Source organism: Citrobacter sp. RHB21-C05 (assembly GCF_013889015.1).
Taxonomy (GTDB): Bacteria; Pseudomonadota; Gammaproteobacteria; order Enterobacterales; family Enterobacteriaceae; genus Citrobacter_A; species Citrobacter_A sedlakii.
The window spans coordinates 2,268,684-2,294,549 of record NZ_CP057611.1 but is presented as its reverse complement, the minus strand read 5'-3'; the positions used below and the strand labels follow the sequence as shown (position 1 = coordinate 2,294,549).

Sequence of the window (25,866 nt, the reverse complement as noted above, 5' to 3'; positions counted from 1 at the left end):
GATTGCGGTCTTTTCCACGGAAGCCTACTCTAGTGAACAAATCGTTTTCAGGAGTGAAAGATGTCGTTAACGAATCCGTTCTTTAAACCGAGCCTGCTACCGTATCAGGCACCCCAATTTGATCAGATAGAAATCGCGCATTATCGCCCGGCCTTTGACGAAGGACTGCGCCAGAAGCGCGCTGAAATTGCCGCCATTATTGAAAACGATGCCGCGCCAGACTTTGACAATACGGTCGTGGCGCTGGAGAAAAGCGGCGAGTTGCTAAGCCGGGTAACCAGCGTCTTCTTCGCCATGACCTCCGCGCACACCAACGAAGAATTACAGCGGCTGGACGAAGCGTTTTCAGCTGAACTGGCAGAGCTGGCGAATGATATCTGGCTGAACGCAGCGCTGTTTTCTCGCGTCGACAGCCTCTGGCAGCAGCGCGCCTCGCTGCAACTGGATAGCGAGTCGCGACGGCTGCTTGAGGTGCTCCATCAGCGTTTTGTCCTCGCGGGCGCAAGGCTCAGCGATTCAGACAAGGCGCAGCTCAAAGCCCTTAATACCGAGGCGGCTACCCTGACCAGTCAGTTTAACCAACGACTGCTGGCGGCCAATAAGTCCGGCGGTCTGGTGGTGGATTATGCACACCAGCTCGATGGGTTGAGCGACGTTGAAATCGCTGCTGCCCGCGACGCGGCTCAGGAGAAAGGGCTGAATGAAGGCTGGCTGATCCCTCTCTTGAACACGACGCAGCAACCGGCGCTCAGCGCGTTACGTGACCGTCAGACACGGCAGAATTTATTTACCGCCGGATGGCAGCGGGCTGAGAAGGGAGATGAAAACGATACGCGGACGATCATTCAGCGGCTGGTCTGCCTTCGCGCCGCCCAGGCGAAACTGTTAGGGTTTGCGGATTACGCGTCGTGGAAAATCGCCGATCAAATGGCAAAAACGCCGGAAGCGGCGCTGGCTTTCATGCGCGCCATTGTCCCGGCGGCGCGTCAACGCGCGCAGAATGAACAGGCTGATATTCAGAAGGTCATCGACGAGGAACAGGGCGGGTTTACCGCCGAGGCCTGGGACTGGGCGTATTATGCCGAGCAGGTCCGGCGTGCGAAATACGACCTCGATGAGTCTCAGCTTAAGCCGTACTTCGAACTCAACACGGTACTTCACGAAGGGGTGTTCTGGACGGCGAACCAACTCTTTGGCATTACGTTTGTTGAACGCTTTGATATTCCGGTGTATCACCCGGATGTCCGCGTCTGGGAGATCTTCGACCATGACGGCGTCGGGCTGGCGCTGTTTTACGGTGATTTCTTCGCGCGCGATTCGAAAAGCGGTGGGGCATGGATGGGCAATTTTGTCGAGCAATCAACGCTCACTGATAGCCGCCCGGTCATCTACAATGTCTGTAATTATCAGAAGCCAGCCGCCGGACAACCCGCGCTGCTCTTTTGGGATGATGTCATCACCTTATTCCATGAGTTTGGCCATACGCTTCACGGTCTGTTCGCCACACAACGCTACGCCACGCTGTCTGGTACGAATACGCCGCGTGATTTTGTGGAGTTTCCGTCGCAAATTAACGAGCACTGGGCAAGCCATCCCGGAGTGTTTGCGCGTTTCGCCCGCCATTACGCCAGCGGGGAAAAAATGCCCGAAGCGTTACAGGAGAAAATGCGCAGGGCAAGCCTGTTCAACAAAGGTTATGACATGACCGAACTGCTCAGCGCCGCACTGCTGGATATGGGGTGGCACAGTTTACCCGGCGCATGCGACGCGCAGGACGTCGGCGATTTTGAAGCGCAGTTGCTGGCTGCAGAGGATCTCGCCCTGCCTGCCGTTCCCCCGCGCTATCGCAGCAGTTATTTCGCCCATATTTTCGGCGGCGGCTATGCCGCAGGGTATTACGCCTATTTATGGACGCAAATGCTGGCAGATGACGGCTATCAATGGTTTGAGGAGCAGGGCGGGTTGACGCGCGAGAACGGACAACGTTTTCGTGACGCGATTCTCTCACGCGGCAACAGTGAAGACCTCGACCGCCTTTATCCGGCCTGGCGGGGAAGTGAACCCACCATCACGCCGATGCTGAAACATCGCGGGTTGGCGTAACAAGCAGGAGGTGCCCGTCAGAGGGCACCGCTCATTTTTAATCCTCAAGCAGACGCAGCAACTGGGCAAGAGCAAAACGAACGGCCTGATCCAGTACCTCTTCGCACTCACCGCTAAATTGTTGCACAACGGTGTAAACCGCGCCGTCTATATCCCAGGCAAACCAGACGGTGCCCGCAGGCGTTCCGTCGTCACCGCCTTCCGGGCCGCCGTAGCCGCTTATCGCGATACTGATATCAACATCGGCGTGTTCGCGCGCGCCCGTCGCCATTTCCGCCACGACCGCCTCACTGACCGCAGTATGTATTTCCAGCGTGCGTTCCGCCACGCCGAGGATCCTTGTTTTCGCTTCATCGGTAAAGGTGATAAAGCCGACGCCGTAAAACGTCGGCGTATCCTCGGCTGCGCAGAGCGCCGATCCCAGCTTCCCGCCGGTACAGGATTCCGCTGTTGTCAGGCGTAATTGTCGTTGACTGAGCAACGTGCCGAGGCGGTTTGTCAGGGCGGCGACAGTCTGGGTATTTTGCAGCGTAATAATTTTATTTGTCGGTATTGGCATCATGATTTTTCAGTCTCTGGAATAATAGAAATTTGTCCGTTTCTTTCCAGTATGGCATATTTAATTTCCTTCATTTCCAGAATGCCATGATTCTGACGTGCGGCGAGCATAATATCGTCACACGATACGCTGACTTTCTGCAATTTTGTCTGATTAGTGGCACCGTGAGCCACCAGAATAACGGGCGCGCCATCAATAAGATTTTCTGCGCCGGGTATTTTCTTTTTCAGATAGCCAAACAAAATATCAACCACCACAAGGGTGATAATGGTTAGCATGGCGCCGGTAACGGAAAAATCTTCTCCCAGTAAAGCCTGTTGTGTCGCTTCGCTGATTATCAGCAACAGGATCAGATCAAAACTCGTCATTTGCATGAGCGTCCGTCTACCGGCAATTTTAATGACGATCAGCAAAATCAGGTAGATGGCGATCGCTCTGAGAACCATGTCCATACGCGTCTCCTACGGATAAACGAATTGAGAAATCACTTTTTCCGCCCCGGAATTGGCCGAAAGAGTGGTCTGAAAAAAGCCGGGTCGGAGCGGTTTAACCGTTAGCCAGACGGTGGTCTCCGCGTTTGGCGTTGATGCGTACTCCATGACCAGTTGATGGTTGACGTTGCGCATGCTGTCTGGCTCAGGGGTGATGGTTTCTATCTGGAAGGAAGCGGTAAAATCCTTGCCTAATTGCAGCGTAAGGGGGCCGGAAGGTGGGGAAGGCAAGCTAATTTTGAGCGTGTCATCTTTCATCAGACGTCCGAATCTTTCATATTCCACCTGCAACTTCGGGTTATCGGCGACGAGTTTGCTGCTGCTAAAGTAACCGCTGGAAAATAAACCGCTTAACGCCGCGATAATTATTAACAGCAAACATGTAAAGCCGATTCGTCTGAATTTATCCTCAAAGTTAAGCGCTTTACGACTTTCTTCAACAAACGGAATAGGGTATTTGGTCTCGTCAGAACCGGGCATAGTCTACCTGCCTGTAAATTGAGGTTGCCGTACCTGCTTGATTTCACACCAATCTACTCCTCAGCAGGACGCTAATTTGTAAAATTTAAAAATAGCAACCAGACTTAATAAGTCAAACCGAACGCCGAAAGGGGAAAAAATGAAATTTAACATTATCGTATTAACGAGTGTTCTTATAATGCCTTACGCGTTAGCGGCTGATGAAGGTGGGTTAAAAAAAGATGCTGCGCCGCCACCGCCTCACGCGATTGAAGATGGCTACCGGGGAGCGGAGGATGCTAAAAAAATGACGATTGAATTTGCTAAAACGATGCATGATGGGGCTACGGTCTCTCTGCGAGGCAATCTGATCGACAAAAAAGGCAATGATACCTACGTGTTCCGCGATAAATCGGGGCAAATCGATACGGTGATCCCTGCGTCCGTATTTGATGGACGTGAAGTGCAGCCGGACCAGATGATCAATATTAATGGCAGCCTGGACAAAAAGTCGACGCCGCCGGTTGTGCGGGTAACCCGTCTACAAAAATAGGACACGCTTAGTCATGTCGGCGGAGGTCAAGGATTAAGACAACGCTGACATTCAATACGTCAGGTGACTGATGTACAATGCGGGCTTCTTTTTCTGGAGCCCGTCCTCTCTATGTCCGCTTTTTCTTCCCTCATGCTCTCTGTTTCGTCATCGCCGTGGCATGCGATGACTCTACGGGCGGCGGGTTGAGAATGAATCCGGGCAAGTCGCTGATCCTCGCCTCGATCTTTTTAATGTCCGCCTGCGGAAACAGTACGCTTTCTCAGATGGATATGCCTGCGCAAAAAAGCGCGCAGGCCGTGGTGGGCTATTATGCGCGCGGCATCGACCCAATGGTGACCCGATACATGCAGGAAAAGCAGGTATCCGGCATGGTTGTCGCGGTGATCCAGCATAACGGGCCGGTAGAATTTCACTGTTATGGTGTTACCGACGCGCGTCATCGATATCCCATTACACCAGACACCTTGTTTGCGCTGGGTTCGCTTAGTAAAGGGGTAACGGCAGAAGTGTTAACCATGCTGGTCCAACAGGGCGTGTTTAGCTGGGACGACACGCTGGAACAGCTTTTACCCGTTAACACGCCGCTCAGTGACGATGCGAAAAAGATCACGTTGTTACAGCTGGCGACCCACACGTCGGGCTTACCCAGACAACCTATCGATCTATTGACGCTGGAAAACGTGTTGCGCTATTTCAGCAACGGCGAAAACTTTTATACGCAGCTGGACAGTGACGATGTGCTACGTTATCTCGCCGATTTCAGCGCGCCGGACGCGCGAATACCGCAGTATTCGAATATTGGCTATGCCTTACTGGGCTACAGTGTGCAACGTAAAACCGGGGAGACCATCCAGTCGCTGGCAAACCGGCTACTGTTTCAGCCGCTGGCGATGAATAACAGCAGTTTCATTCCGGCGCAGCTTCAGGCATACCCTTATCGCGCCCTCGGTCACGCAGGCGATCAGCCAAAGTTTATATAGCGTGGTCATCTGACACCGGATTGGGTGTTTAAAAACAATATGGTGGGGGCGGCAAGTTTGTACAGCAGCGCCCGCGCTCTGGCGACCTATGCTCGCGCCCACTTTGCCCAAGGTCAACCCGTCGCGCTCAGCGCGGCGTTCGCCGAGGTTTCGCGCGTTTATTTCGCTCAGGAAAAAGAGGCGGCAAACATTGCATGGGTGAGTGATACGTTACCTGACCGTACCATTACCTATCAGGTTGGTTATATTGGCGGCTATTCGAGCTATATCGGCTACGACAAGAAAAATCAAAATGCAGTGGTGGTTTTGCAAAACAGCTTTAACTGGAGTAATTACTTTGGACACGCCATTTTGACAAAATTAGAAACGCGACCGGCGGACGGGTAAATCTTCGCCGTTTAACTTCCATTGAGAAAAGGCGTGGTAAGTTGGCTGTGATTCGTTGTTGAGCAAGGAATCGCATGACAACGAAAAGAGTAAAAACAATCTATCCATGCAAGCATTCACCGTCGGTTATCCGGCGGTTTTTTTTATTGGCGACAGATAAAAAAGTGGCCCCTTGTGCTGTAATGCGACAAGGGGCCTTCGCGGTGCAGGATTATCTCCGTTCATTAGTCATCCCATTTGTGGCTGAAGTACGCGGCGAGAAATCCGGAAAACAAGATAATTCCCAGAACTGCCATAAATACGTTCATATTTCCCAGCATGTTTGCCTCCGTTTATTTGATTGTGTGTTTCCTCGCTTACCTTAATTTCGGTTGATGACAGAGATATTAGCAGCTCTAATCTAAACAAAAGCTGAATTAGGTGATTATTTCCCGATAAAAGTAAATTTTTAACGATATTGCGAGAGAGGGGCGACATAAGTATGTCGAAAAGGGTAGCGCAATCACGCGGCGTTGCTGCAGGCAACATGGAATTGGCAGTGAAAAGCATGACAGGCGGCACTTCCGGATGGGCGAACGTAACCTGCGCTTTAGCTTTCCCCCGGCGGCAACCTGAATTAATTTCAACGGGCATGAATTTTTCTCGTTTGCCCGACGGCCTGTGGTATGTCAGTTTGGACGTATAGCCATCCAGAAGTCTTAATGTTCAAATAAGAAACTATCACCTCCGGTAATCATTGCCGGATGACAAAGGAGATCGCATGCAAAGACCACAGGCCCCGTTTCGTGCAGAAGTCGTTGGGAGCTTTTTACGCCCGGATGAAATTAAACAGGCTCGCCAACAGTATTCCCGCGGGGCGTTAAGCGCCAGTCAGCTGCGCGCGGTTGAAGATGAAGCGATACGTCACGTGGTAGAGCAACAGTGCGCCTGCGGCCTGCACGTTGTGACGGACGGGGAATTTCGTCGTGCCTGGTGGCATTTTGATTTCTTTGACGGACTGCAGGGCGTAGAGCGTTACGACGCAGCGCAAGGTATTCAGTTCAACGGCGTTCAGACTAAAGCCCACGGCGTTCGCGTCACCGGGAAGCTGGCGTTCGGCGATCATCCGATGCTGGAGGATTTTCGCTATCTGAAAAGCATCAGCGGCAATGCGCAGCCGAAAATGACCCTCCCCAGCCCCAGCGTATTGCACTTCCGTGGCGGGCGTAAGGACATTGACGCGACGGTGTATCCACACCTCGATGCTTATTTCGACGATCTCGCGTCCACCTGGCGTGATGCTATTCACGCATTTTATGCTGCCGGGTGCCGCTACCTGCAACTGGACGATACCGTATGGGCTTACTTATGTTCCGATGCGCAGCGCCAACAAATCCGTGAGCGGGGAGACGATCCGGACGCCCTAGCGCGCATCTATGCCGACGTAATTAATCGCGCGTTGCGTGATAAGCCCGCTGATATGACGATTGGCTTGCATGTCTGTCGCGGTAATTTCCGGTCTACCTGGATTTCGGAAGGAGGCTACGAGCCGGTCGCTGAGATCCTGTTTGGCAGCGTGAATGTGGATGCGTTTTTCCTTGAATACGATAACGATCGCTCCGGTGACTTCGCGCCGCTGCGCTTTATTCGCCCTGGCCATCAGCAGGTCGTGCTGGGACTGATTACGACCAAACACGGCGAACTGGAAAATCCGCAAGGGGTGAAAGCGCGCCTTGAGGAAGCCGCACATTATGTCGACAAGGCGCAAATCTGCCTGAGTCCGCAGTGTGGTTTCGCCTCGACTGAAGAAGGAAATACGCTGACGGAAGCCCAACAATGGAGCAAAATTAAACTAATCACCGAAATTGCCCGGCAGGTCTGGTAAATTGCTTCATGACTGAGCACGACTCTGCACGCTCGTAATGCAGCGCTGTGCCATTGTGGTTCATTACCCCTTTATATCGCGCCACTCGGCGCGTTTTTTTCTCCTTCGCCGTTCTGGCATCTTTTTTGCCTTATTCCTCCTGAACGTCATTTTTGCGCCGTTTTGTTTGTCGGATCGCACAGCATCTTTCTTTTCAGGAGTGAAACTATGCAGCGTCGTACATTACTTAAAGCTTTTGCCCTCTCTGCCTCGGTGGTTGCCATGGGGCTTAGCTTCAGCGTCCAGGCCGCCGACACCATTAAAGTCGGCATTATGCATTCGCTTTCCGGCACTATGGCGATATCGGAAACCCCGTTGAAAGACGTTGCGCTGATGACGATTGAGGAAATCAACGCAAAAGGCGGGGTATTAGGGAAAAAACTGGAACCGGTGGTGGTCGACCCGGCGTCCAACTGGCCGCTGTTTGCCGAAAAAGCGCGGCAGTTGCTGAGCCAGGATAAGGTGGCGGTCGTGTTTGGCTGCTGGACCTCCGTTTCCCGAAAGTCAGTGTTACCGGTGTTTGAAGAACTCAACGGCCTGCTGTTTTATCCGGTACAGTACGAAGGCGAAGAGATGTCGCCGAATGTTTTTTACACCGGCGCCGCGCCTAACCAACAGGCTATTCCCGCCGTCGAGTATCTGCTGAGTGAAGATGGCGGTAGCGCTAAACGCTTCTTTCTGCTCGGTACCGACTACGTATATCCGCGTACCACCAACAAGATCCTGCGCGCTTTCCTGCATTCAAAAGGGGTGGCAGATAAAGATATCGAAGAGATTTACACCCCGTTTGGTCACAGCGATTACCAGACTATCGTTGCCAACATCAAAAAATTCTCCGCTGGCGGCAAAACGGCGGTGGTCTCCACCATTAACGGCGACTCAAACGTACCGTTCTATAAAGAACTGGCTAATCAGGGGCTGAAAGCGACCAATGTACCGGTTGTGGCGTTCTCGGTTGGTGAAGAAGAACTGCGCGGTATCGATGCCAGGCCGCTGGTCGGCAACCTTGCCGCCTGGAACTATTTCGAGTCCGTCGATAACCCTGTAAACCAGAAGTTTGTCGCCGACTACCGCGCCTACGCGAAAGCGCACAATTTACCGAACGCCGGGACGGTCGTTACAAACGATCCGATGGAGGCCACGTACGTCGGTCTGCACATGTGGGCGCAGGCGGTTGAGAAGGCCGGAACGACCGATGTTGATAAGGTCCGTGCGGCGATGGCAGGACAATCCTTCCAGGCGCCATCAGGCTTTACCCTGACGATGGATGCCGCCAACCATCATCTGCATAAGCCCGTGATGATCGGCGAAATCGAAGACAACGGTCAGTTTAATGTGGTGTGGCAGACTGAAGAACCGGTCCGCGCCCAGCCATGGAGTCCCTTCATTGCCGGTAACGATAAAAAATCAGAGCAGCCGGTGAAAACGGCGAGTAACTGAGACGACGCCCTCCGGCGGGAGGGCAGGATAACGGGAGAACAGGACATGAAAGCCATGAGCTTTATTCACGGTGTCGTGCTGGCGCTGGGGTTGATGCCGTGGTTGGTTCAGGCCAGCGATGCCGACACGTTTGTCGCCGCCAGCCGCAACCAACAGGCGCAGTTGCTGGAGCAGTGGACGGCGTCGCCTGAACCGCAGCGGCTGCCGTTGCTGGCGGCATTAAGCAAGGAAAGTGTGCTGCTTGACAGCAAAAAACGGGCTTTCACGCAAAACGGGACACAGTGGACGACGCTGGGCGCAGCCAGTACGCCAACCGGCACACTTAAAAAGCTGCGCTTGACTAACCGGTTGCGTAATTTGGTGGCTGGCGCGCTGGCCACGCATCAACTTATAAGTGACAGTGTCACGGAAAGGCGCACCGCCGCCACGGCGCTACAGCGCGGCGCGCAGCCTGCCATGCTGCCGCTTATCCAGCAGCGTCTGGCCGCAGAAAGCGATCCCGTTGTGACATCGCGTCTGACCGGCGCGCTGGCGAGTCTACAACTGACCAGTCCTTCCGCGGACGTTCGTCGTCAGGCCATTACGCTGCTCGGCGATTCCAGCGATCCGGAAATGCAGGCGCGTTTGCAACCCTTTACCGACCATGCGCACGAGCCTGACGCCAGCGTACGTGAAGCGGCAACTGAGAGCGTGACGCGGATTCAGCATCGTATGGCGACAGGCGAACTGCTCGGGCAGGCGTTTATGGGATTGTCATTAGGTTCGGTGTTACTGCTGGCGGCCCTCGGCCTGGCGATAACCTATGGCCTGCTCGGGGTAATCAATATGGCCCACGGTGAAATGCTGATGCTTGGGGCTTACTGTACGTGGATGGTGCAACACCTGATGGCGCAGTTCATGCCGCAGTGGCTGGCGATGTATCCGCTCGTCGCGTTACCGGTAGCCTTTCTTTTCACCGCCAGCGTGGGAATGATTCTCGAACGCGGGGTGATCCGCCATCTTTATGGTCGTCCGCTGGAGACATTGCTGGCGACCTGGGGTATTAGCCTGATGCTGATCCAACTGGTGCGCATGACCTTTGGCGCACAGAACCTGGAAGTGGCGAATCCGGCCTGGCTGTCCGGCGGCGTGCAGGTGTATGCGAACCTCGTACTGCCGTGGAACCGGATAATGGTGTTTGGCTTTGCGCTGCTGGTGGTGGTCTTTACCTGGCTGCTGCTCGCTAAAACGCGGCTGGGGTTACGGGTGCGGGCGGTGACGCAAAACCGCAGCATGGCGGCCTGCTGCGGCGTCCCGACGGGCAGGGTGGATATGCTGGCGTTTGGTCTGGGATCGGGCATTGCCGGCCTGGGCGGCGTGGCGTTGTCGCAGCTTGGCAATGTCGGGCCTGAGCTGGGGCAAGGCTACATCATCGACTCCTTTCTCGTGGTGGTGCTGGGCGGCGTTGGTCAGCTTGCTGGCAGCGTGGCGGCGGCGTTTGGCCTCGGGGTATTTAATAAGATCCTTGAACCGCAGATGGGGGCGGTGCTCGGGAAGATCGTCATTCTGGTGTTGATCATTCTGTTTATCCAGAAGCGACCCCAGGGATTGTTTGCCTTAAAAGGGAGGGTGGCTGACTAATGACTATGCCAATGACCTTAACGCTGGCGCGCAAAGCGCCGCGCGCCAGCCTCGTGACAGGTTCGTTTGTCCTGCTGATGCTGGTGACGCTGCCGTTTCTGGCGCTGCTGCCTGCCGACCACCCGCTGGCGATATCCGTCTGGACGCTTACGCTTGCCGGCAAAATCCTCTGCTATGCGATTGTGGCGGTGGCGTTGGATCTTGTCTGGGGCTATGCCGGTATGCTGTCGCTCGGACACGGAATTTTCTTTGCCTTGGGCGGGTACGCGATGGGGATGTACCTGATGCGCCAGGCCGCCGGGGAGGGATTACCGGCGTTTATGTCTTTTCTTTCCTGGACCGAGCTGCCGTGGTTCTGGTGGGGAACGCAACATTTCGCCTGGGCGCTGGCGCTGGTGGTGCTGGCGCCGGGCGTGCTGGCGCTCATCTTTGGTTACTTTGCGTTTCGATCGAAGATCAAAGGCGTCTATTTTTCGATCATGACGCAGGCGTTGACCTTCGCCGGGATGCTGCTGTTCTTTCGTAACGAAACCGGCTTTGGCGGCAACAACGGTTTTACTGGCTTCACGACCCTGTTGGGACTGCCGATCACCGCCACCAGCACGCGAATTGGGCTGTTTCTGGCGACGGTGCTTCTGCTGGTGTTGTCGCTGTGGCTGGGATTCGCGCTGGCGCGGAGTAAATTTGGGCGCATCCTGACCGCCGTTCGAGACGCAGAAAATCGGCTGATGTTTTGCGGTTATGATCCGAAGGGCTTCAAGCTGCTGGTCTGGACGCTTTCCGCTGTGCTTTGCGGGTTGGCCGGTGCGCTCTACGTGCCACAGGTCGGCATCATTAACCCCAGCGAAATGTCGCCAACCAACTCCATTGAGGCCGCCATTTGGGTTGCGCTGGGGGGACGCGGTTCGCTGATTGGGCCAGTGACTGGCGCGGTACTGGTTAACGGGGCGAAAAGCCTGTTCACCGTCATCATGCCGGAATACTGGCAGCTGTTTCTCGGGTTAATTTTCATTGTTGTCACCTTGTTTTTACCGCGCGGCGTGATTGGCCTGTTTCGTAAAGGAGAAAAATAATGCAGCCAGACGAAGGGCTTTTCACCCGCCAGGTGCCGGGCGATCGCTATCGCCAGCAAACCGACCCGGTATTACAGCTGGAAAACATCAACGTCAGCTTTGATGGCTTTAAGGCGCTTACCGATCTCACCCTGAACATTGGCGTAGGAGAACTGCGCTGCATTATCGGCCCCAACGGCGCTGGAAAAACCACGCTTATGGACGTAATTACCGGTAAAACGCGGCCCCAAAGCGGAAAAGCGTTGTATGACCAGTCGACGGATCTGACGACGCTGGATCCCATCGCCATTGCCCGCCAGGGTATTGGCCGCAAGTTTCAGAAACCCACGGTGTTTGAAGCTCTGACGGTGGCGGACAATCTAGCGCTGGCGATGAAAAGCGATAAATCGGTGTGGGCGTCGTTGCGCGCCACGCTAAACAGCGAACAACATGATCGGATCGATGAAATGCTCGGGCTATTGCGGTTACGGACTGAACGCGGGCGTCACGCCGGGCGGCTCTCTCATGGACAAAAGCAATTTCTGGAGATTGGCATGTTGCTGGTACAGGAGCCGCACCTGCTATTACTCGACGAACCCGCGGCAGGTATGACCGATGCGGAAACGGAGTACACCGCGGAACTGTTCCGGACGCTGGCGGGAAAACATTCATTGATGGTGGTGGAACACGATATGGGCTTTGTCGAAACCATTGCCGATCGCGTCACGGTGCTGCATCAGGGACGCGTTCTGGCGGAAGGCAGTCTGCGCGACGTGCAGGCCAATGAACAGGTCATTGATGTGTATCTCGGACGCTAAGGAACGCAAATGCTACAGGTAAATGAACTGAATCAATACTACGGTGGAAGCCATATCCTGCGCGGCGTGTCCTTCGAGGCGAAAATCGGCGAAGTGACCTGTCTGCTGGGGCGCAACGGCGTGGGTAAAACGACGCTGCTGAAATGCCTGATGGGGCTGATCCCGGCGCGCACCGGTACAGTCACCTGGCAGGAAAAAAACATCACCCATCGCAAGCCGCATCAGCGGGTGCAGGCGGGCGTGGCCTATGTGCCGCAGGGGCGAGAGATCTTCCCGCGCCTGACGGTGGAAGAGAATCTGTTACTGGGACTTTCCCGCTTTTCAGGGCGCGAGGCGAGAACGGTACCGGAGGATATCTATACGCTTTTTCCGGTTCTGCATGAGATGAAGCATCGCCGGGGGGGCGATCTCTCCGGCGGACAGCAGCAGCAGCTGGCGCTCGGACGCGCGCTGGCGAGTCGTCCACAATTGTTGATCCTTGATGAGCCCACGGAAGGTATCCAGCCTTCGGTGATAAAAGAGATCGGTCAGGTCATCAGCCAGCTCGCGCGCCGTGGTGATATGGCGATACTGCTGGTCGAACAGTTTTATGACTTTGCCGCCGAACTGGCGGACCAGTATTTGCTGATGTCGCGGGGCAGTATTATTCAGCGCGGGCGCGGAGAAAACATGGAAACGGAGGGGGTGCGCGGGCTGGTCGCTATCTGATACCGCCCGCAGGTGATTAACACAGCGCAGGCTGGCCCCATGGTCCGGCGCGCATGCCTTTCAGCATCAGCGCCCAGGCGATGACGATCGCCACCATCAGTACAGCAAACAGCGTCCAGGCGGGGAAGGCTGTTAGGATCACGCCGCTGGCGAGGGGGTTGACCGCCGCCCCAAGCCAGCCCAACGATTGCGCAGAAAAATAGCTGGCCTTCATGCCCGACGGCGCGATGTTATCAATCAGCATATATTCGCCCGGCGCATAAATGACTTCGCCAAGCGTGAAGATTGCGGCGGCGATCCCCCAAAGCAAGAGACTTTCGCCGGCGATCATGAAACCGGCGAGACCGATGACAAAGCAGACGGTCCCGAAAGCCATCAGGGGGCGAATATTGCCGGGCGTCAGTCGGCGGCCAACGGCATATTGTAAACCGACAACCACCGTCGCGTTAACGGGCAGGACGACAGCCACCACTTTCTCCGCAAAATCGCCGTCTGCGACCACCATGACGTACTGAGAGATACAGGACGCGAATGCGCCGCTGACGAATGACGCGAGAAACGCTGACAGCGTAAACCAGAACAAGGCTTTATCCTGGAGCAGTACAGACGGCGACCAGGCCACGCGGGTATCTGCCTCAGCGCGCGCGGTCGAACGGTTAACCAAAAGCTGTATAAACACCAGCGGGAAGGCGGAACAGATTGCGGCAAGCCAAAAGGGCAGATTAATGCTTTGCATCACCAGTAATGTGCCGAGCGGCGGCCCGACGGTCCAGCCGATGTTCAGTACCGTGTAGTTAAGCGAGAAAATCTTCGCCTTCGCGGCGGGTGACAGGTTATCGGCAAACCAGGCCTTCAGAACGGTAGCAAACACTGAGTAAGCGCAGTTAATTAGCGCGAACAGCAGCACGACCAGCACCACGTTATGTACCAGCGGTATAGCGATAAAACCGAAGGCAAAGGCGGAGATTGCCAGCAGCATGTAGCGCTTTTTGTCGAACTTATCCGCCAGAATGCCAAAACCGAGGCTAAAGATAACGCCGATGGTTAACGCAATGGTCATGGCATAGCCGATCACGTCCACGCTCAGATGATACTGGCGATTCAAATAGATGGTCATGAAGGGCAGCGTTGCGCCGCGACCAATCGTCAGTAACAGGGAAGAAGCAAGTAAAGCCAGGGTGGATCGTCTTAGCGTTTTGTTCATGTCTATGCCCGACAGTGGGTTCTCGTTTCGTTATATTTTTGTGCTCAATGACTTTTAAGGAATAGCACGGCAAAAATGTGATGTATAGCGGATAAATTGTTCGATCGTGCACTGTTATCCCTACCAGAATTAATGATCTGTTGCGTGCTAATGTTTTACGCTACTTTAACTTGTTTACAAAAATTTAATATTTCAGGGCGGTGGTATGTCGCGAAAAGACGGACTGTTAGCGTTACTGGTCGTGGTGGTCTGGGGGCTTAACTTTGTGGTGATCAAAGTGGGTCTGCACAATATGCCGCCGTTGATGTTAGCGGGGTTACGCTTCTTGCTGGTGGCTTTCCCTGCGATCTTCTTTGTTGCGCGGCCTAACATTCCGCTCACGCTGCTGCTGGGATACGGTCTGACGATTAGCTTCGGCCAGTTCGCGTTTCTGTTTTGCGCCATCCATTTTGGTATGCCTGCCGGGCTGGCGTCTCTGGTGCTGCAGGCACAGGCCTTTTTCACCATCGTGCTCGGCGCGTTTGCTTTTGGCGAGCGTTTACAGGGCAGGCAAATCGCCGGGATCGCGCTTGCTGTATTCGGCGTGCTGGTGCTGATTGAAGCCAGCTTCAACGGTCAACACGTGGCGCTGTTCGGCTTTATGCTGACGCTGGCGGCAGCCTTTTGCTGGGCCTGCGGCAATATCTTTAATAAAAAGATTATGCAGCATGCGTCGCGACCGCCAGTGATGTCACTGGTGGTATGGAGCGCGCTCATTCCGATTATGCCATTCTTTGTCTCGTCATTACTTCTTGATGGCGCGCCCCACATGATCCAGAGCCTCGTCGACATTGACCTGACGACGATCCTGTCGCTGGTCTACCTGGCGTTTGTCGCCACAATTGTGGGTTACGGTATCTGGGGCACGCTGCTTGGGCGTTATGAAACCTGGCGCGTGGCGCCGCTGTCGCTGTTGGTGCCGGTGGTTGGCCTGGCGAGCGCCGCGGTATTGCTTGACGAGACGTTGAGCGGACTGCAATGCCTGGGCGCGGTGCTGATTATGGCGGGACTCTACATTAACGTGTTTGGTTTTCGCTGGCGCAATATCGCGCAGGTCAGGGGATAGCAGACGCAGAAAAGCCGCATGTTTCCATGCGGCTTACCAGTCAGAACGTCAGTTGCCAACTGACTATCACTTTCTGATCGCTGCTATGGTCAGACACATTGGCGCCGTAACCCACGCCCCAGGCCATATCGCCTTTATGCAGCGTCATGCCTAACTGTCCGGCAAAGGCGGTTTTATCAGTGATGTTCGCCGTAATGGCGTCTGTCGCGCTGATGCCCTGGGCACGGATCCGGGTGTCAGAATGGGTATCGCCTGCACGGGTGATGACCGCGACATCCGCCTGGGTGGACAGATCCCATCCTGAATCCAGGGCGAAGGTTTTACTCAATTTTACCCCCGCCGGGAACTGCCAGATGTTCTGGGTTTCTTCGTCCGTTTTAAAGACCGTTTCATGATTCGCGTTCCGTGTAGTAAAGCCTTTGGTTTTAAGCTGGTTGTAACGTACGCCTGCATAAGGAATGACATCCACAACCTGATTTTCAACGCGGTACTCGGCGGTTAAGCCTGCGGTCAGCAACTGTGAGTCTACATCGCCATTCAGTTTGCGCCCCTGATTCATCCAGCCGGGCAGATCCTGTTCGATATCGTTACTGTTCGCGCTAAAGCCGATATCCGCGGTGACGTTAACCGCATCACGACGCCAGTTCTGGTACAGCGAAACGCCCCAGAAATCGAAGTCGTTATGCGTGGTGTTGAAGTCGCCGGAAGAATCAGTGTTACCACGACCGGCATGGGCGGCGATCCCGGTGCGCATTGGTCCAATCGCGGAGTCCCAGGACCCTTCACCGCCAAGCATCACGCCGTAGTAGTCGGTATCAAAGCCATAGTCCGCCTGTCCGGCAGAAAAGTCGCGCGCCCGCTGGTTGCCGTAGAGGGCCTGGACCCAGACGGTACCGTCTCCGGCGGCGAATTCAGGATGGGCCAGCGACATGCGTTGCTGTATCGTCCGGGAAGCGGCAAGTCCGGTTGCCAGCGTCGTGGCCTGAACCCCTGCGGCGACGGCCAGTTGCGCGGCGCTGTTAACGGTGTTTACCACCTCCTGGACGCCAATCTGCGGGCTTTCTACCGCCTGTGAAAGGAAGCGCAATCCCGCAGCGCCACTTTGCGTGTCGTTGATGCCCTGAGCGATCATGGTATCCAGCGCATATGTTGTCACCACGCCGGGCAGAACGTCCTGGGCCGCTTTTGCGACTGTGCTGACAATCACATCGCCTTCCTGCCAGGTGGTCTTCGCGCTCAGCAGTTTATTGAGGATCAGGTTATTGTCCTGCCAGCCGGAACCGGCGATCTCTATGTTGTTGAAACCGTGCGCAATCGTGTAGTTCTGATTCGCTTTGGCGTCTTTAACATACAATTGCGCGGAGGAGGCCACGTCCAGGTTGCCGTCGGTGGCGTTCAACGCGGCGTTACCGCGCGTTGTGCTTTCGCTGTTCACCATCAGCAGTGACTGTTCGCCAAACTGCGCCCGGTTCAGCGTTGCGGCATAGTCAGAGGACGGCTGGCTGAGCGAACCGTCCACCCGTATCCCCCCCTGAGAGGCGATGAGGGTTTGCGGCGTTGCGACAGCCAGCGCTGCGGTGACGCCGGTTGGCGACCATGCCAGCCCGGTGCTGGCGAAGTCATCGATCGCCGGTTGCAGGCGGGTGTCGCCCAGCACCAGCAACGCGTTTTGCCCGACCGTCAGACGACCGTTAACGTTCTCCCCGCCAAACGCGGCCTGAGACGCCGTGTCGATGGTGGCGTTCTGTTGCCATTGAGGGTCGATGAAAACGCTGGCGCCGTGGAGATCCACCTCGCTGGCAATCAATTTGCCCGCAGCAGCATCGTGACCGACAAAGATTTTCGCCTGGCTGAGTCCGTCAGCGTCGGCGGTGGCGAGAAGTTTCCCGGCGTCGAGAGTACCGTCAACGGCCATTGCGCCGCTGCCGACCAGCTCGACGTTCGCGTGCAGTACAGCCTGATTCCCGATACTGATTTCCCCCTGGCTGACGATCCCCGACGCGGCGGCGCTGGTGACCGTATGATCGCCGGACACCACGTTCAGCGCGCCATCCTGACCAATATTCAGCTGTCCGCGAAGGTAATCAGTGGTATTCGCGGTGGCCAGCGTACCGAGATTCAGGCTTCCGCTTTCCACGTCAACGTTAACCTCCGCGTCGGGATTACCCGCCACGCTGATCAGCGAGCCGCCAGATGCGCCGGTCAGGGTTAACGACTTCCCACCAACGATAGCGACGGAAGCATCGCCTGCGCCTTCAAGACGCAGACTGGCGGCGCCAAAGCTGTTGGCGACAGCGATTTCCTGGTTTGACATCGCCTGTGCGCTACCGACAACGACCCGGTTTTTGTCCGCCACGACGTCGACGTTCGCGAGAACTGCGCCGGCGGTGGCGGCGTCAGTCACTGTCGCTTCGCCGGTGACGGTGTCGTTATTCATGAGTTGCCCGGTCATGACAAGCGAGGCGTTGGACTGACTGCCAAGCAACTGGTTAACCGACTTCAGCCACGCAAGTTGGTAGGTGTCGTCAGTCAGGGTCAGGGTACTCTCGCTCAGGGTCAGGCGACTGCCGGTCTCATTAAACTGCGTTGCGCCATCAACGTTGGCGACAGTACTGAACAATTGGCTGGAGTGGGTTTCCAGATGGCTGTTTTGGGTCAACTCCAGCGACGCGCTGTCGCGCAAAGAGAGGGAATCGGCAATCAGTCTGGCCTGGTTAAAAATCAGTTTGCCGGCGGTGAGGGCCACGGGCGCGTTAATCACGCCACCTGTAACCTCCAGCAGGGGTCCAACGTTATTGTCGCTAAAACCGCCGCCGAGGGTGGTGGCGCCGCGCACATTGAGTTTACCGAAGCGGCTGAATTTATCGCCCTGCAGTTGAGTCATCGATTCCATGAGCGTCAGGGTGCTGTTGGCGTTTCCATATAGCTGTCCGCCGACCTGGGCGTTATCGAGAATCACACTGCCACGCACAATATCCCCGTCTTTCAACGTCACGTCGCCTGAGATCTGGCTGTCTTTAAGCAGCAGATCCACTTCGCCGCTAAGCGCGCTGGCGTTAACAGAACCGGTCAACACGGAGCCCACCAGACCGACGGAAGTGGTTGTAGCCGTGTTCAACAGCAGATCGCCGGTCATCTGACTGGCCGTCAGCGCTGCGTTGAGACGGTCGCTGGCGGCCAGTGCGGTTATGCCTGTCACCTGGCTGTTTGCCAGCGTCAGGTCGAGGGTCTTACCTTTGGCGATATCAATAGCATTTGCGGCAGTGGTGGCCTTTAGGGTGCTGTCATCAACCGTCACCGTATTCAGACCGCCGGTCGCGGCAATTTTCAGCGAGCCGGTTAGCTGGCTTTTATTTTTCAGCGTGACGCTGTTGGTTTTATTGGTATTGCCGCCGGAAATAAGAATCGCATTTTCATTAGCTATTGCTGCATCGCGGGTATCGATCGCACTGTTATCTACGGCAATGGTGATATCGTCTTTCGCGTAGGCGACGTTGATATTGCCTTTGTTGATCGCACTGTCGCTGACCGAAATACTATTTTTTCCTGCGCTACCGGTCAGGATCCGGCCATTCAGCACACTGCCGTTGCGGATGTCGATGGTGTTATCGCCGGTATCGTAATACGAGAGGTAGATCGCCGAACCGCGGGCGTAATATTTACTGCGCTGGGGCGCTTTCTGCGTCTCATCATAATCCGTATTCGCATTAGCGCCATTCAATGTGGATTTATCGACCGTGATGATCGCGTTGGTTTTATTTGTGAGACTCCCGCCCGCTTCCAGCCAGTCAACGGTAGCGTTATTTACCAGGTGAATTCCCGCTGTACCATTTTTACTGGCGTTAATGTAATAACCGCTTAAATTTGCGCCATCGATGACCAGATGCTGAATGTCGTTTGCACTACGCGACGATGTACCGCTGGCAAAATAGACGTTTTGTGTTCGTGCCTGGGCATTGATGGCCGCCTCCTGGGTAGGCAGCGTAAAATACCAGGCAGTCGGTGTCGGCTTAACAGGGGAGGTCATCTGAAATTCTTTCAAATTACAGATCCCGTCCGTGTATGTTGTGCAATCAGCAGCTGCGGGCGCGGCAAAAAGCACCATGCTACTGCCGACAATCAGGCTAATACTTTTAGCCAGAGGGGTAAGGCTTAATTTATTTTCCATAATATTTGCCATCCAGTTGCTGAGGAACCTTGAAAAGTAGTGAACCAGGAAACTATTTACCCTTAGTTACATTTCGAAATTTAGCAAACGACGAGAATGAGTGATATAGGACGTCAGATTACGACTTAAGAAAAATCCTAATATTGGCATAACGCTTTGTTTTACATGGTGCTTAAAATTAAATTCATCACTAAAACTGTGCGTGGCAGCACATTTTGTTACTCCGGGATTAAGAATTATCTTATACTGCCGGGAGCCTTCTGATTTGCGGGCCATTTAAAATATGCTGTAAATAGTTTTATAAAAACCATGTCAAAGGAATGGAAACGTGATTGTTGTTATCACATCGTGTGGATACTTTAAGAAAGGATTTGGCTATATTATTGAAGAAATCAGAAGAGAGCATCATTCATTTTCAGAAGTCCGCTATGTTAATCATATTCGCGAGATTCACAAAAAAAGTATTGCTAAGATCAAAGCCATTATTGTGGACTATGGTGAAAGCAATACCCAACTGTTGAGTGAATTGTTCGATTTTAAATCTCACTATCCTGAGAGTTATATCGTATTGATTACCCGTGAGCGGTGCTACGAAAGCACCATTGATAATATTATTATCAATTCAATCTCGGAATTCAGTATCGACTGTAAGGCTGTGATCAAAAAAATCAGCAGTTTTCTGGAGAATTTTAAAGAAGGAAATCAAAAAATCGTCATTACCAAAAACATGAAATTGTATCATCTGGAAAAGGAAGCCCAGCTGTCACAAAAAGAGGTGAGTCTGCTGCCTTACATCATGTTTGGTAAGAAGAATAAAGAAATTTCGCGACAGTTTAATCTGAGCGAAAAGACCGTTTGCCATCATCGCAGGAATATCTACAAAAAATTCGCGGTGGAGAATCTGGCTGGACTGTATCACAAGATTGAGGAGAAGGACTAAAAAAGCCCCGCGCAGGCGGGGCAAGACGAATCAGAGTCGGTGCCGGTTGTAATAAGGCACGCCCAGTTCGTCGGACTTGTCGCTTCCCGTGCCCATATGGTTCAGATCGAACGGTGACTGTTCCTGAGCGGTTGGAATCAGCATCGTGTCGCGATTATCTGATGTCGAAAGCTGGGCAGGTTGCTCTGCAACGCTCTGGCCGGAAATAACCAGCAGCAGGGCCAGCATTACAGAAGACAACAGTTTCATGATTTCCTCGATTACGTCGTTTACAGGCGATTTTAGCTACAATGGTTTAGCGGGTGCAGATACCGTGATTCCCCGTGCATATTGGTAATACGGTATTTATGCGGCGGAACGTCGAAATAGTTTTTGAAGGTCCGGGTCAGCGTTTGCTGCGACTCGAAACCGTAACGTTCTGCCAGGTATAAAATCGGCTCGTTACTTTCCTTTAATTTCTGCGCTATTTCCGTCATCTTACGGCTGCGGATGTACTGACCTAACGAATGGCCGGTCTCTTTTTTAAACATCCGCTGCAGGTGCCATTTGGAGTAACCTGAACGCTCAGACACTTTTTCCAGTGAGAGCGGCGATTCCAGGTTATCTTCGATCCAGTCCAAAATGCTATGAATGGTGATAGCGTCAGTATTGCGTCTGGACATCGTCATACCTCTTTTTGTTTTTACGGCAGAACTTTCTTGAGCAAATACTCAAGCGTTGCCACTTCGTCAGCCGTTAGGTTTTTTGTTAATTCCTGGTGCAGGTCTTGCCCTACTAATTGATGACATTGCTCACATATTGCCGCGCCGTGCTCGGTCAGTGTGACCAACACGCCGCGCTTGTCATTCGGGTTAGGGTGTCGGTCGACCCAGCCTTTACAGACCAGACGGTCGAGCATTCGCGTTAGCGCGCCAAGATCGACGGACAGCACTTTTTTCAACTCAACCGGGGTGATACAACCTGCGCAGCGAATCGAGCAAAGCACCTTAAACTGCGATGCCGTGATATCCAGCGGCGAGAGGTACTCGTTCAGCAGGCGATCTTTTTTCTGATTAACCATGTAGATCAAGCGACCCAGCGGAATGATGTCGTTGAATAAGTCACTGGTGCTTTTCACAATGGTTGCCCTGGCAAGTATTTAGTTACGGCAGATAATATTGCCCAGGCAACTATAAGTCAAACGAATGAATTGGCCGATCACACGATTTGCTAAAAGCCGTTTTGCGTGATCTAAATCACATTCGAATATGTTAATGATAATTAGACATTATGAGTTTTTGACGCTCATGAATGCTTACAGCCGCGGAATGGCGAAGGAGACGGGTTTCCACTTATACTTGCCGCCAGACGATTGAAACAGGAACTGAAGCCATTATGATGGAGTTGTTTAAAGCGATAGGACTGGGGCTGGTGGTGATTCTGCCGCTGGCGAATCCGTTAACGACCGTAGCGTTATTTCTTGGCCTCGCCGGAAACATGAACAGCGCAGAGCGCAACCGCCAGTCGCTGATGGCCTCGGTTTATGTGTTTGCCATCATGATGGTGGCCTACTATGCCGGTCAACTGGTGATGAATACGTTTGGCATCTCCATTCCCGGTCTGCGTATTGCCGGTGGGTTAATTGTGGCGTTTATTGGTTTTCGGATGCTGTTTCCGCAGCAGAAGGCGCATGAATCGCCGGAAGCGAAAAGTAAGTCGGAAGAGCTTGTTGATGAGCCCACCGCTAACATCGCCTTTGTGCCGCTGGCAATGCCGAGCACTGCAGGTCCGGGAACGATTGCGATGATCATCAGTTCGGCATCCACGGTACGCCACGGCGCCGATTTCCCGGACTGGGTGATTACCGTTGCGCCGCCCATTATCTTTGCCGCCGTCGCCGTGATCCTCTGGGGCTGTCTGCGCAGTTCCGGCGCCATTATGCGTCTGGTGGGTAAGGGCGGTATTGAAGCGATTTCCCGCCTGATGGGCTTTTTGCTGGTTTGTATGGGCGTGCAGTTTATTATTAACGGCGTTCTGGAAATTATTAAAACCTCCCCCTAATGCGCACGTCATACCGTCCTGGTCGGTCCTTCCGGTCAGGACGGATTCACGCTTTATCAGCTATGCTGAGGTTGTTCTTCCAGCGAGACAGGCCATTTCCGAAAGATGATGATCGACCAAATCAGCGCGGCCAGCGCCGGGACGGCGCCGACATAGCCCACAGACGACATTGACCCGTGCAGGCTTACCTGATTGCCCAGCAGCGCGCCAGCGCCAATGCCGATATTGAAGATGCCAGAGAATAACGCCATCGCCACGTCGGTGGCATCGGGCGCCAGCGCCAGCACTTTTACCTGCATCCCGAGACCAATCACCATAATGGCAATCCCCCAGAAAATACTCAGGACGGCGAGATGCATTTCGCTGCCCGCCGCAGGCAACAGCAGCAAGAGACATACCGTCAGCAACAGGATTGCGACGCTAATCAGCGCCGACGCGTGCTGGTTGCCTAGCTTACCAAACACGACGCTGCCAATAATGCCTGCTCCGCCCAGCACCAACAGCAGCACGGTAGCGAAATTGGCGCTCAACCCGGCGACGGTCTGAACAAACGGTTCAATGTAACTGTAAGCGGTATAATGAGCGGTTACCACGACAACGGTCAGTAGATAAAGGCTCACCAGCGCCGGCCGGCGAAATAACAGCGGCAGGCTTTTTAACGAGCCGGAATGTTCACTGGGTAATGTCGGCAACAGTTTTATCAAACAAACGAGGGTGACCAACGCGCCCATACCGATCGCGAAAAATGTGGTACGCCAGCCAAAATACTGACCGACAATGCGTCCGATCGGCAGGCCAAGCACCATCGCCAGCGCGGTGCCGGTGGCGATTAAGCTCAGCGCTTGCGCGCGCTTCCCGGCGGGGGCCAGACGGATCGCCAGTGAGGCGGTAATCGACCAGAAGATCGCATGCGCAAAGGCGATACCGATACGGCTAAGCACCAGCACGGTGAAATTCCACGCCAGAAACGACAGGACATGGCTGGCAATAAACAACACGAACAAACCAATTAACAGCTTACGTCGTTCGACCTGGCTGGTCAGCAGCATGAACGGCAGCGACATCAGCGCCACGACCCATGCGTAGATGGTCAACATAATCCCGACCTGGGCGGTCTGCATATGAAAGCTCTGCGCGATATCAGACAGCAGACCGACAGGAACGAATTCCGTGGTATTAAAAATAAACGCTGCAATGGCAAGCGTAACTACCCGTAGCCACGCGACCTTGCGGGAAACAGTGTGAGTTGTCATAGAAATGAGTCGGGTTAGTTGCGAAAGGATGAGAAGGCGATCTTAAAACGTTTATTGGCGAAAAGACAATCATTTTGTGATTCAGATCTCCTTTTACTGGATAAGTGACGTTGTCACACTAAAGAGATCGACGCTTGTGAATATTCTGTATTTATGCCACTTTGCAAGAAAGCAATGATAGACGGGGCAACGGCATGAAAGAGATTGATTTTTATCTGGTTGATGCGTTCAGCGATAGCGCATTCGGGGGCAATGCCGCGGCAGTTTGTCTGCTTGATGACTGGCTGCCTGACGCCATCCTGCAGAAGATGGCGCAGCAGCATAATCAATCGGAAACCGCCTTTATCGTCCGCCAGCAAAGCGGTTTTTCCCTGCGCTGGTTTACCACCCGTAATGAGGTTAATCTTTGCGGCCATGCCACGCTTGCCAGCGCGCATGTCATTTTCAGTCACCTTAATTATCCTGATAGTAGACTTCATTTTGATACGCTTTCCGGTCGTCTGACCGTGGAGCGTTGCGACGAATGGTTAACACTGGACTTTCCCGCTGGCGCGACCGAAGAACAGACGCCGCCGCCGGAAATGCTTCGCGCGCTGGGGATAGAACAGTATCTCCACGCCCGCAAAGGACGCGCCTGGATGATTGAGCTGGCAAGCCGTCAACAGGTGGAGTCGCTCACCCCGGCGATTGGCGCAATGCGACCCGGCGAACATAAAGTCTCGGTAACCGCGGCAGGTGACGGCGAATATGATTTTGTGAGTCGCTTTTTCTCCCCTGGCGAGGCGGTATGGGAAGATCCGGTCACGGGCTCTGCGCATACGATGCTCATTCCGTACTGGGGCGCAAAGCTCAATAAAACGCAAATGCTTGCCCGTCAGGTCTCCGCTCGCGGCGGCGACGTGCGCTGCGAGTGGCGAAACGATCGGGTACTGATGGGCGGGAAGGCGAGAACGTATTTAACGGGTAAGATTATAACGGGTTAACCGGGGTCAGTTTGGATATCGAAAATGATCGTACGTTAAGGTTGTTTTTTGACCTTTCTACTTTCCACTGTGCGCCAAATACGGACGCTATTCACCCGTTCATGTCCCGGCCTTGTGTTAACTATCCTCTTTACCCCTTAAATTCTCAAGGCATCAATCACCGCTCGTAAAGCAGGCGACACATTACGATGTGGATAATAGAGGAATGATCCTTCCAGACGCTGACTATAACGTTGTAGGACTCTGATGAGCGTCCCCGATTCTAAATCATCGGAAACCAGTTCTTCGGGGACATAAGCCAGCCCTAATCCTAGTCTGGCGGCTTTGGCTTCCATATAACTGTCAGCGAAAGCCCATTGTCCCTGTGGCCGATGGGTGATTTGTTTACCCTCCTGATGGAGTTCCCAGTCATACAAACTGCCGTCGCCGAACTGGTAGGCGATGCAGGGATGAACCACTAAATCCTCCGGGGTGTGCGGAAACCCGTAGCGACGAAAGTGTTCTGGCGCACCGACAACGGCCATCTCCATATCGGGAGAGATGCGCACTGCAATCATGCCGCTGCCAACTTCTGGCCCCAGACGTACGCCCGCATCGAACCTCTCTGTAATGATATCTACAAACCGACTTTCACTGATGAGTTCCAGCCTGATATCAGGGTAGCGCTGCTTAAACACCGCAAGCTTCGGCAAGAGCACTTTATCGATAGCGTGCTGGCTGGCATTGATGCGCACTAAACCCGATGGAGTCTGGCGGTAGTGGGCCAGCGTGGCAAGCCCCATATCAAGTGCATCGAATCCTGACTCGACGGTGCGGTAGAGCTGCTCACCGGCATGGGTAAGCGATAATTTCCGTGTCGTGCGAACAAGAAGTCGGATACCCAGCCGATCTTCAAGTTCACGTACAGAGCGGCTTATTCCTGATTGCGCCAGGCCAAGACGCTTTGCTGCGGCGGTAAAACTCCCTTCCCGAACAACCAGCATAAAAAGGTAGAGATCGTTGTAGTTTTCTCGTTTTGCCACCTTTATACCCTCGTAACATCATCACTATTCATAACAATATGGTATTAATTTTAGCAATTTTTAGCCTCTAATCAG

At 53.9% G+C, this 25,866-nt stretch carries 23 protein-coding genes and 1 pseudogene; 13 read left to right on the top strand and 11 right to left on the bottom strand.

The genetic code is table 11. The features are described from left to right. The first annotated feature begins 60 nt into the window (after positions 1-60). Positions 61-2,103 carry a peptidyl-dipeptidase Dcp gene (gene dcp / locus HVX72_RS10975; protein WP_181823205.1) on the top strand — a complete coding sequence of 681 codons (2,043 nt, stop codon included), beginning with the start codon at positions 61-63 and terminating at the stop codon, positions 2,101-2,103. Positions 2,104-2,140: 37 nt separating this feature from the next. Here dcp and HVX72_RS10970 read toward each other — a convergent pair whose 3' ends face one another. From HVX72_RS10970 to HVX72_RS10960, 3 genes are read right to left on the bottom strand one after another with little or no spacing between them, the layout of a single operon-like run. After that, entirely contained in the window at positions 2,141-2,662 is a 522-nt protein-coding gene (locus HVX72_RS10970) for a 2-oxo-tetronate isomerase (RefSeq protein ID WP_042282916.1), read from the bottom strand. Then, on the bottom strand, positions 2,662-3,114 hold the full coding sequence (locus HVX72_RS10965; protein ID WP_181823204.1) for a YetF domain-containing protein: 453 nt from the start codon (positions 3,112-3,114) through the stop codon (positions 2,662-2,664). Before HVX72_RS10965 ends, HVX72_RS10970 begins: the two co-directional genes overlap by 1 nt. Before the next feature lie 9 nt (positions 3,115-3,123). After that, positions 3,124-3,633, bottom strand: a complete 510-nt coding sequence (locus tag HVX72_RS10960) for a hypothetical protein (protein ID WP_181823203.1) — start codon at positions 3,631-3,633, stop codon at positions 3,124-3,126. A 139-nt stretch (positions 3,634-3,772) separates the two neighbouring features. On the opposite strand from HVX72_RS10960, the gene HVX72_RS10955 reads away from it, so the two are divergent. After that, positions 3,773-4,165, top strand: a complete 393-nt coding sequence (locus HVX72_RS10955) for a YdeI family stress tolerance OB fold protein (RefSeq protein WP_042282922.1) — start codon at positions 3,773-3,775, stop codon at positions 4,163-4,165. Between the two features lie 266 nt (positions 4,166-4,431). Beyond that, positions 4,432-5,535 (top strand): annotated as a pseudogene (locus tag HVX72_RS10950) (serine hydrolase domain-containing protein). Positions 5,536-5,759: 224 nt separating this feature from the next. Here the strand turns inward: HVX72_RS10950 and mgtS are convergent. Beyond that, complete coding sequence (gene mgtS, locus HVX72_RS10945; protein ID WP_000901367.1) at positions 5,760-5,855, bottom strand: protein MgtS; 96 nt, start codon at positions 5,853-5,855, stop codon at positions 5,760-5,762. Positions 5,856-6,295: 440 nt separating this feature from the next. Between mgtS and HVX72_RS10940 the strand changes: the two genes are divergently transcribed. The 6 genes from HVX72_RS10940 (at position 6,296) to urtE (ending at position 13,076) form a co-directional block, all read left to right on the top strand. Continuing rightward, positions 6,296-7,399 carry a cobalamin-independent methionine synthase II family protein gene (locus HVX72_RS10940; RefSeq protein WP_181823202.1) on the top strand — a complete coding sequence of 368 codons (1,104 nt, stop codon included), beginning with the start codon at positions 6,296-6,298 and terminating at the stop codon, positions 7,397-7,399. A gap of 207 nt (positions 7,400-7,606) precedes the next feature. Continuing rightward, complete coding sequence (urtA, locus tag HVX72_RS10935) at positions 7,607-8,878, top strand: urea ABC transporter substrate-binding protein (RefSeq protein WP_181823201.1); 1,272 nt, start codon at positions 7,607-7,609, stop codon at positions 8,876-8,878. 45 nt (positions 8,879-8,923) lie between these two features. Further along, entirely contained in the window at positions 8,924-10,498 is a 1,575-nt protein-coding gene (gene urtB / locus HVX72_RS10930) for an urea ABC transporter permease subunit UrtB (RefSeq protein ID WP_181823200.1), read from the top strand. Continuing rightward, on the top strand, positions 10,498-11,571 hold the full coding sequence (gene urtC, locus HVX72_RS10925) for an urea ABC transporter permease subunit UrtC (protein WP_181823199.1): 1,074 nt from the start codon (positions 10,498-10,500) through the stop codon (positions 11,569-11,571). Before urtB ends, urtC begins: the two co-directional genes overlap by 1 nt. After that, on the top strand, positions 11,571-12,368 hold the full coding sequence (urtD, locus tag HVX72_RS10920; protein ID WP_042282931.1) for an urea ABC transporter ATP-binding protein UrtD: 798 nt from the start codon (positions 11,571-11,573) through the stop codon (positions 12,366-12,368). The genes urtC and urtD overlap by 1 nt, the downstream gene beginning before the upstream one ends. A gap of 9 nt (positions 12,369-12,377) precedes the next feature. Further along, positions 12,378-13,076 carry an urea ABC transporter ATP-binding subunit UrtE gene (gene urtE / locus HVX72_RS10915; protein ID WP_181823198.1) on the top strand — a complete coding sequence of 233 codons (699 nt, stop codon included), beginning with the start codon at positions 12,378-12,380 and terminating at the stop codon, positions 13,074-13,076. A gap of 16 nt (positions 13,077-13,092) precedes the next feature. Here urtE and ydeE read toward each other — a convergent pair whose 3' ends face one another. Continuing rightward, positions 13,093-14,280, bottom strand: a complete 1,188-nt coding sequence (gene ydeE, locus HVX72_RS10910) for an efflux MFS transporter YdeE (RefSeq protein WP_181823197.1) — start codon at positions 14,278-14,280, stop codon at positions 13,093-13,095. A 205-nt stretch (positions 14,281-14,485) separates the two neighbouring features. Here ydeE and eamA point away from each other — a divergent pair, with 205 nt between their 5' ends. After that, entirely contained in the window at positions 14,486-15,385 is a 900-nt protein-coding gene (gene eamA, locus HVX72_RS10905) for an O-acetylserine/cysteine exporter (protein WP_181823196.1), read from the top strand. A gap of 40 nt (positions 15,386-15,425) precedes the next feature. Here the strand turns inward: eamA and HVX72_RS10900 are convergent, their stop codons facing one another. Further along, on the bottom strand, positions 15,426-19,553 hold the full coding sequence (locus HVX72_RS10900; RefSeq protein ID WP_181823195.1) for an autotransporter outer membrane beta-barrel domain-containing protein: 4,128 nt from the start codon (positions 19,551-19,553) through the stop codon (positions 15,426-15,428). 328 nt (positions 19,554-19,881) lie between these two features. Here HVX72_RS10900 and HVX72_RS10895 point away from each other — a divergent pair, with 328 nt between their 5' ends. Further along, complete coding sequence (locus HVX72_RS10895; RefSeq protein ID WP_042282935.1) at positions 19,882-20,493, top strand: LuxR C-terminal-related transcriptional regulator; 612 nt, start codon at positions 19,882-19,884, stop codon at positions 20,491-20,493. A gap of 30 nt (positions 20,494-20,523) precedes the next feature. Here HVX72_RS10895 and marB read toward each other — a convergent pair whose 3' ends face one another. From marB to marR, 3 genes are read right to left on the bottom strand one after another with little or no spacing between them, the layout of a single operon-like run. Further along, positions 20,524-20,742, bottom strand: coding sequence for a multiple antibiotic resistance protein MarB (gene marB, locus HVX72_RS10890; protein WP_042282936.1), 219 nt, complete (start codon positions 20,740-20,742; stop codon positions 20,524-20,526). A 32-nt stretch (positions 20,743-20,774) separates the two neighbouring features. After that, complete coding sequence (gene marA / locus HVX72_RS10885; protein WP_148365360.1) at positions 20,775-21,155, bottom strand: MDR efflux pump AcrAB transcriptional activator MarA; 381 nt, start codon at positions 21,153-21,155, stop codon at positions 20,775-20,777. 20 nt (positions 21,156-21,175) lie between these two features. Then, complete coding sequence (gene marR, locus HVX72_RS10880; RefSeq protein WP_042282939.1) at positions 21,176-21,610, bottom strand: multiple antibiotic resistance transcriptional regulator MarR; 435 nt, start codon at positions 21,608-21,610, stop codon at positions 21,176-21,178. A gap of 257 nt (positions 21,611-21,867) precedes the next feature. Here marR and HVX72_RS10875 point away from each other — a divergent pair, with 257 nt between their 5' ends. Further along, complete coding sequence (locus HVX72_RS10875) at positions 21,868-22,533, top strand: MarC family NAAT transporter (RefSeq protein ID WP_181823194.1); 666 nt, start codon at positions 21,868-21,870, stop codon at positions 22,531-22,533. 56 nt (positions 22,534-22,589) lie between these two features. Here HVX72_RS10875 and HVX72_RS10870 read toward each other — a convergent pair whose 3' ends face one another. Beyond that, the gene (locus HVX72_RS10870) at positions 22,590-23,786 is read right to left on the bottom strand and encodes a sugar transporter (RefSeq protein ID WP_181823193.1); all 1,197 of its coding nucleotides are present in this window, start codon (positions 23,784-23,786) and stop codon (positions 22,590-22,592) included. A 194-nt stretch (positions 23,787-23,980) separates the two neighbouring features. On the opposite strand from HVX72_RS10870, the gene HVX72_RS10865 reads away from it, so the two are divergent. Then, positions 23,981-24,769 carry a PhzF family phenazine biosynthesis protein gene (locus tag HVX72_RS10865; protein ID WP_042282947.1) on the top strand — a complete coding sequence of 263 codons (789 nt, stop codon included), beginning with the start codon at positions 23,981-23,983 and terminating at the stop codon, positions 24,767-24,769. 137 nt (positions 24,770-24,906) lie between these two features. Here the strand turns inward: HVX72_RS10865 and HVX72_RS10860 are convergent, their stop codons facing one another. Beyond that, on the bottom strand, positions 24,907-25,791 hold the full coding sequence (locus HVX72_RS10860) for a LysR family transcriptional regulator (RefSeq protein WP_181823192.1): 885 nt from the start codon (positions 25,789-25,791) through the stop codon (positions 24,907-24,909). Positions 25,792-25,866: the final 75 nt, after the last annotated feature.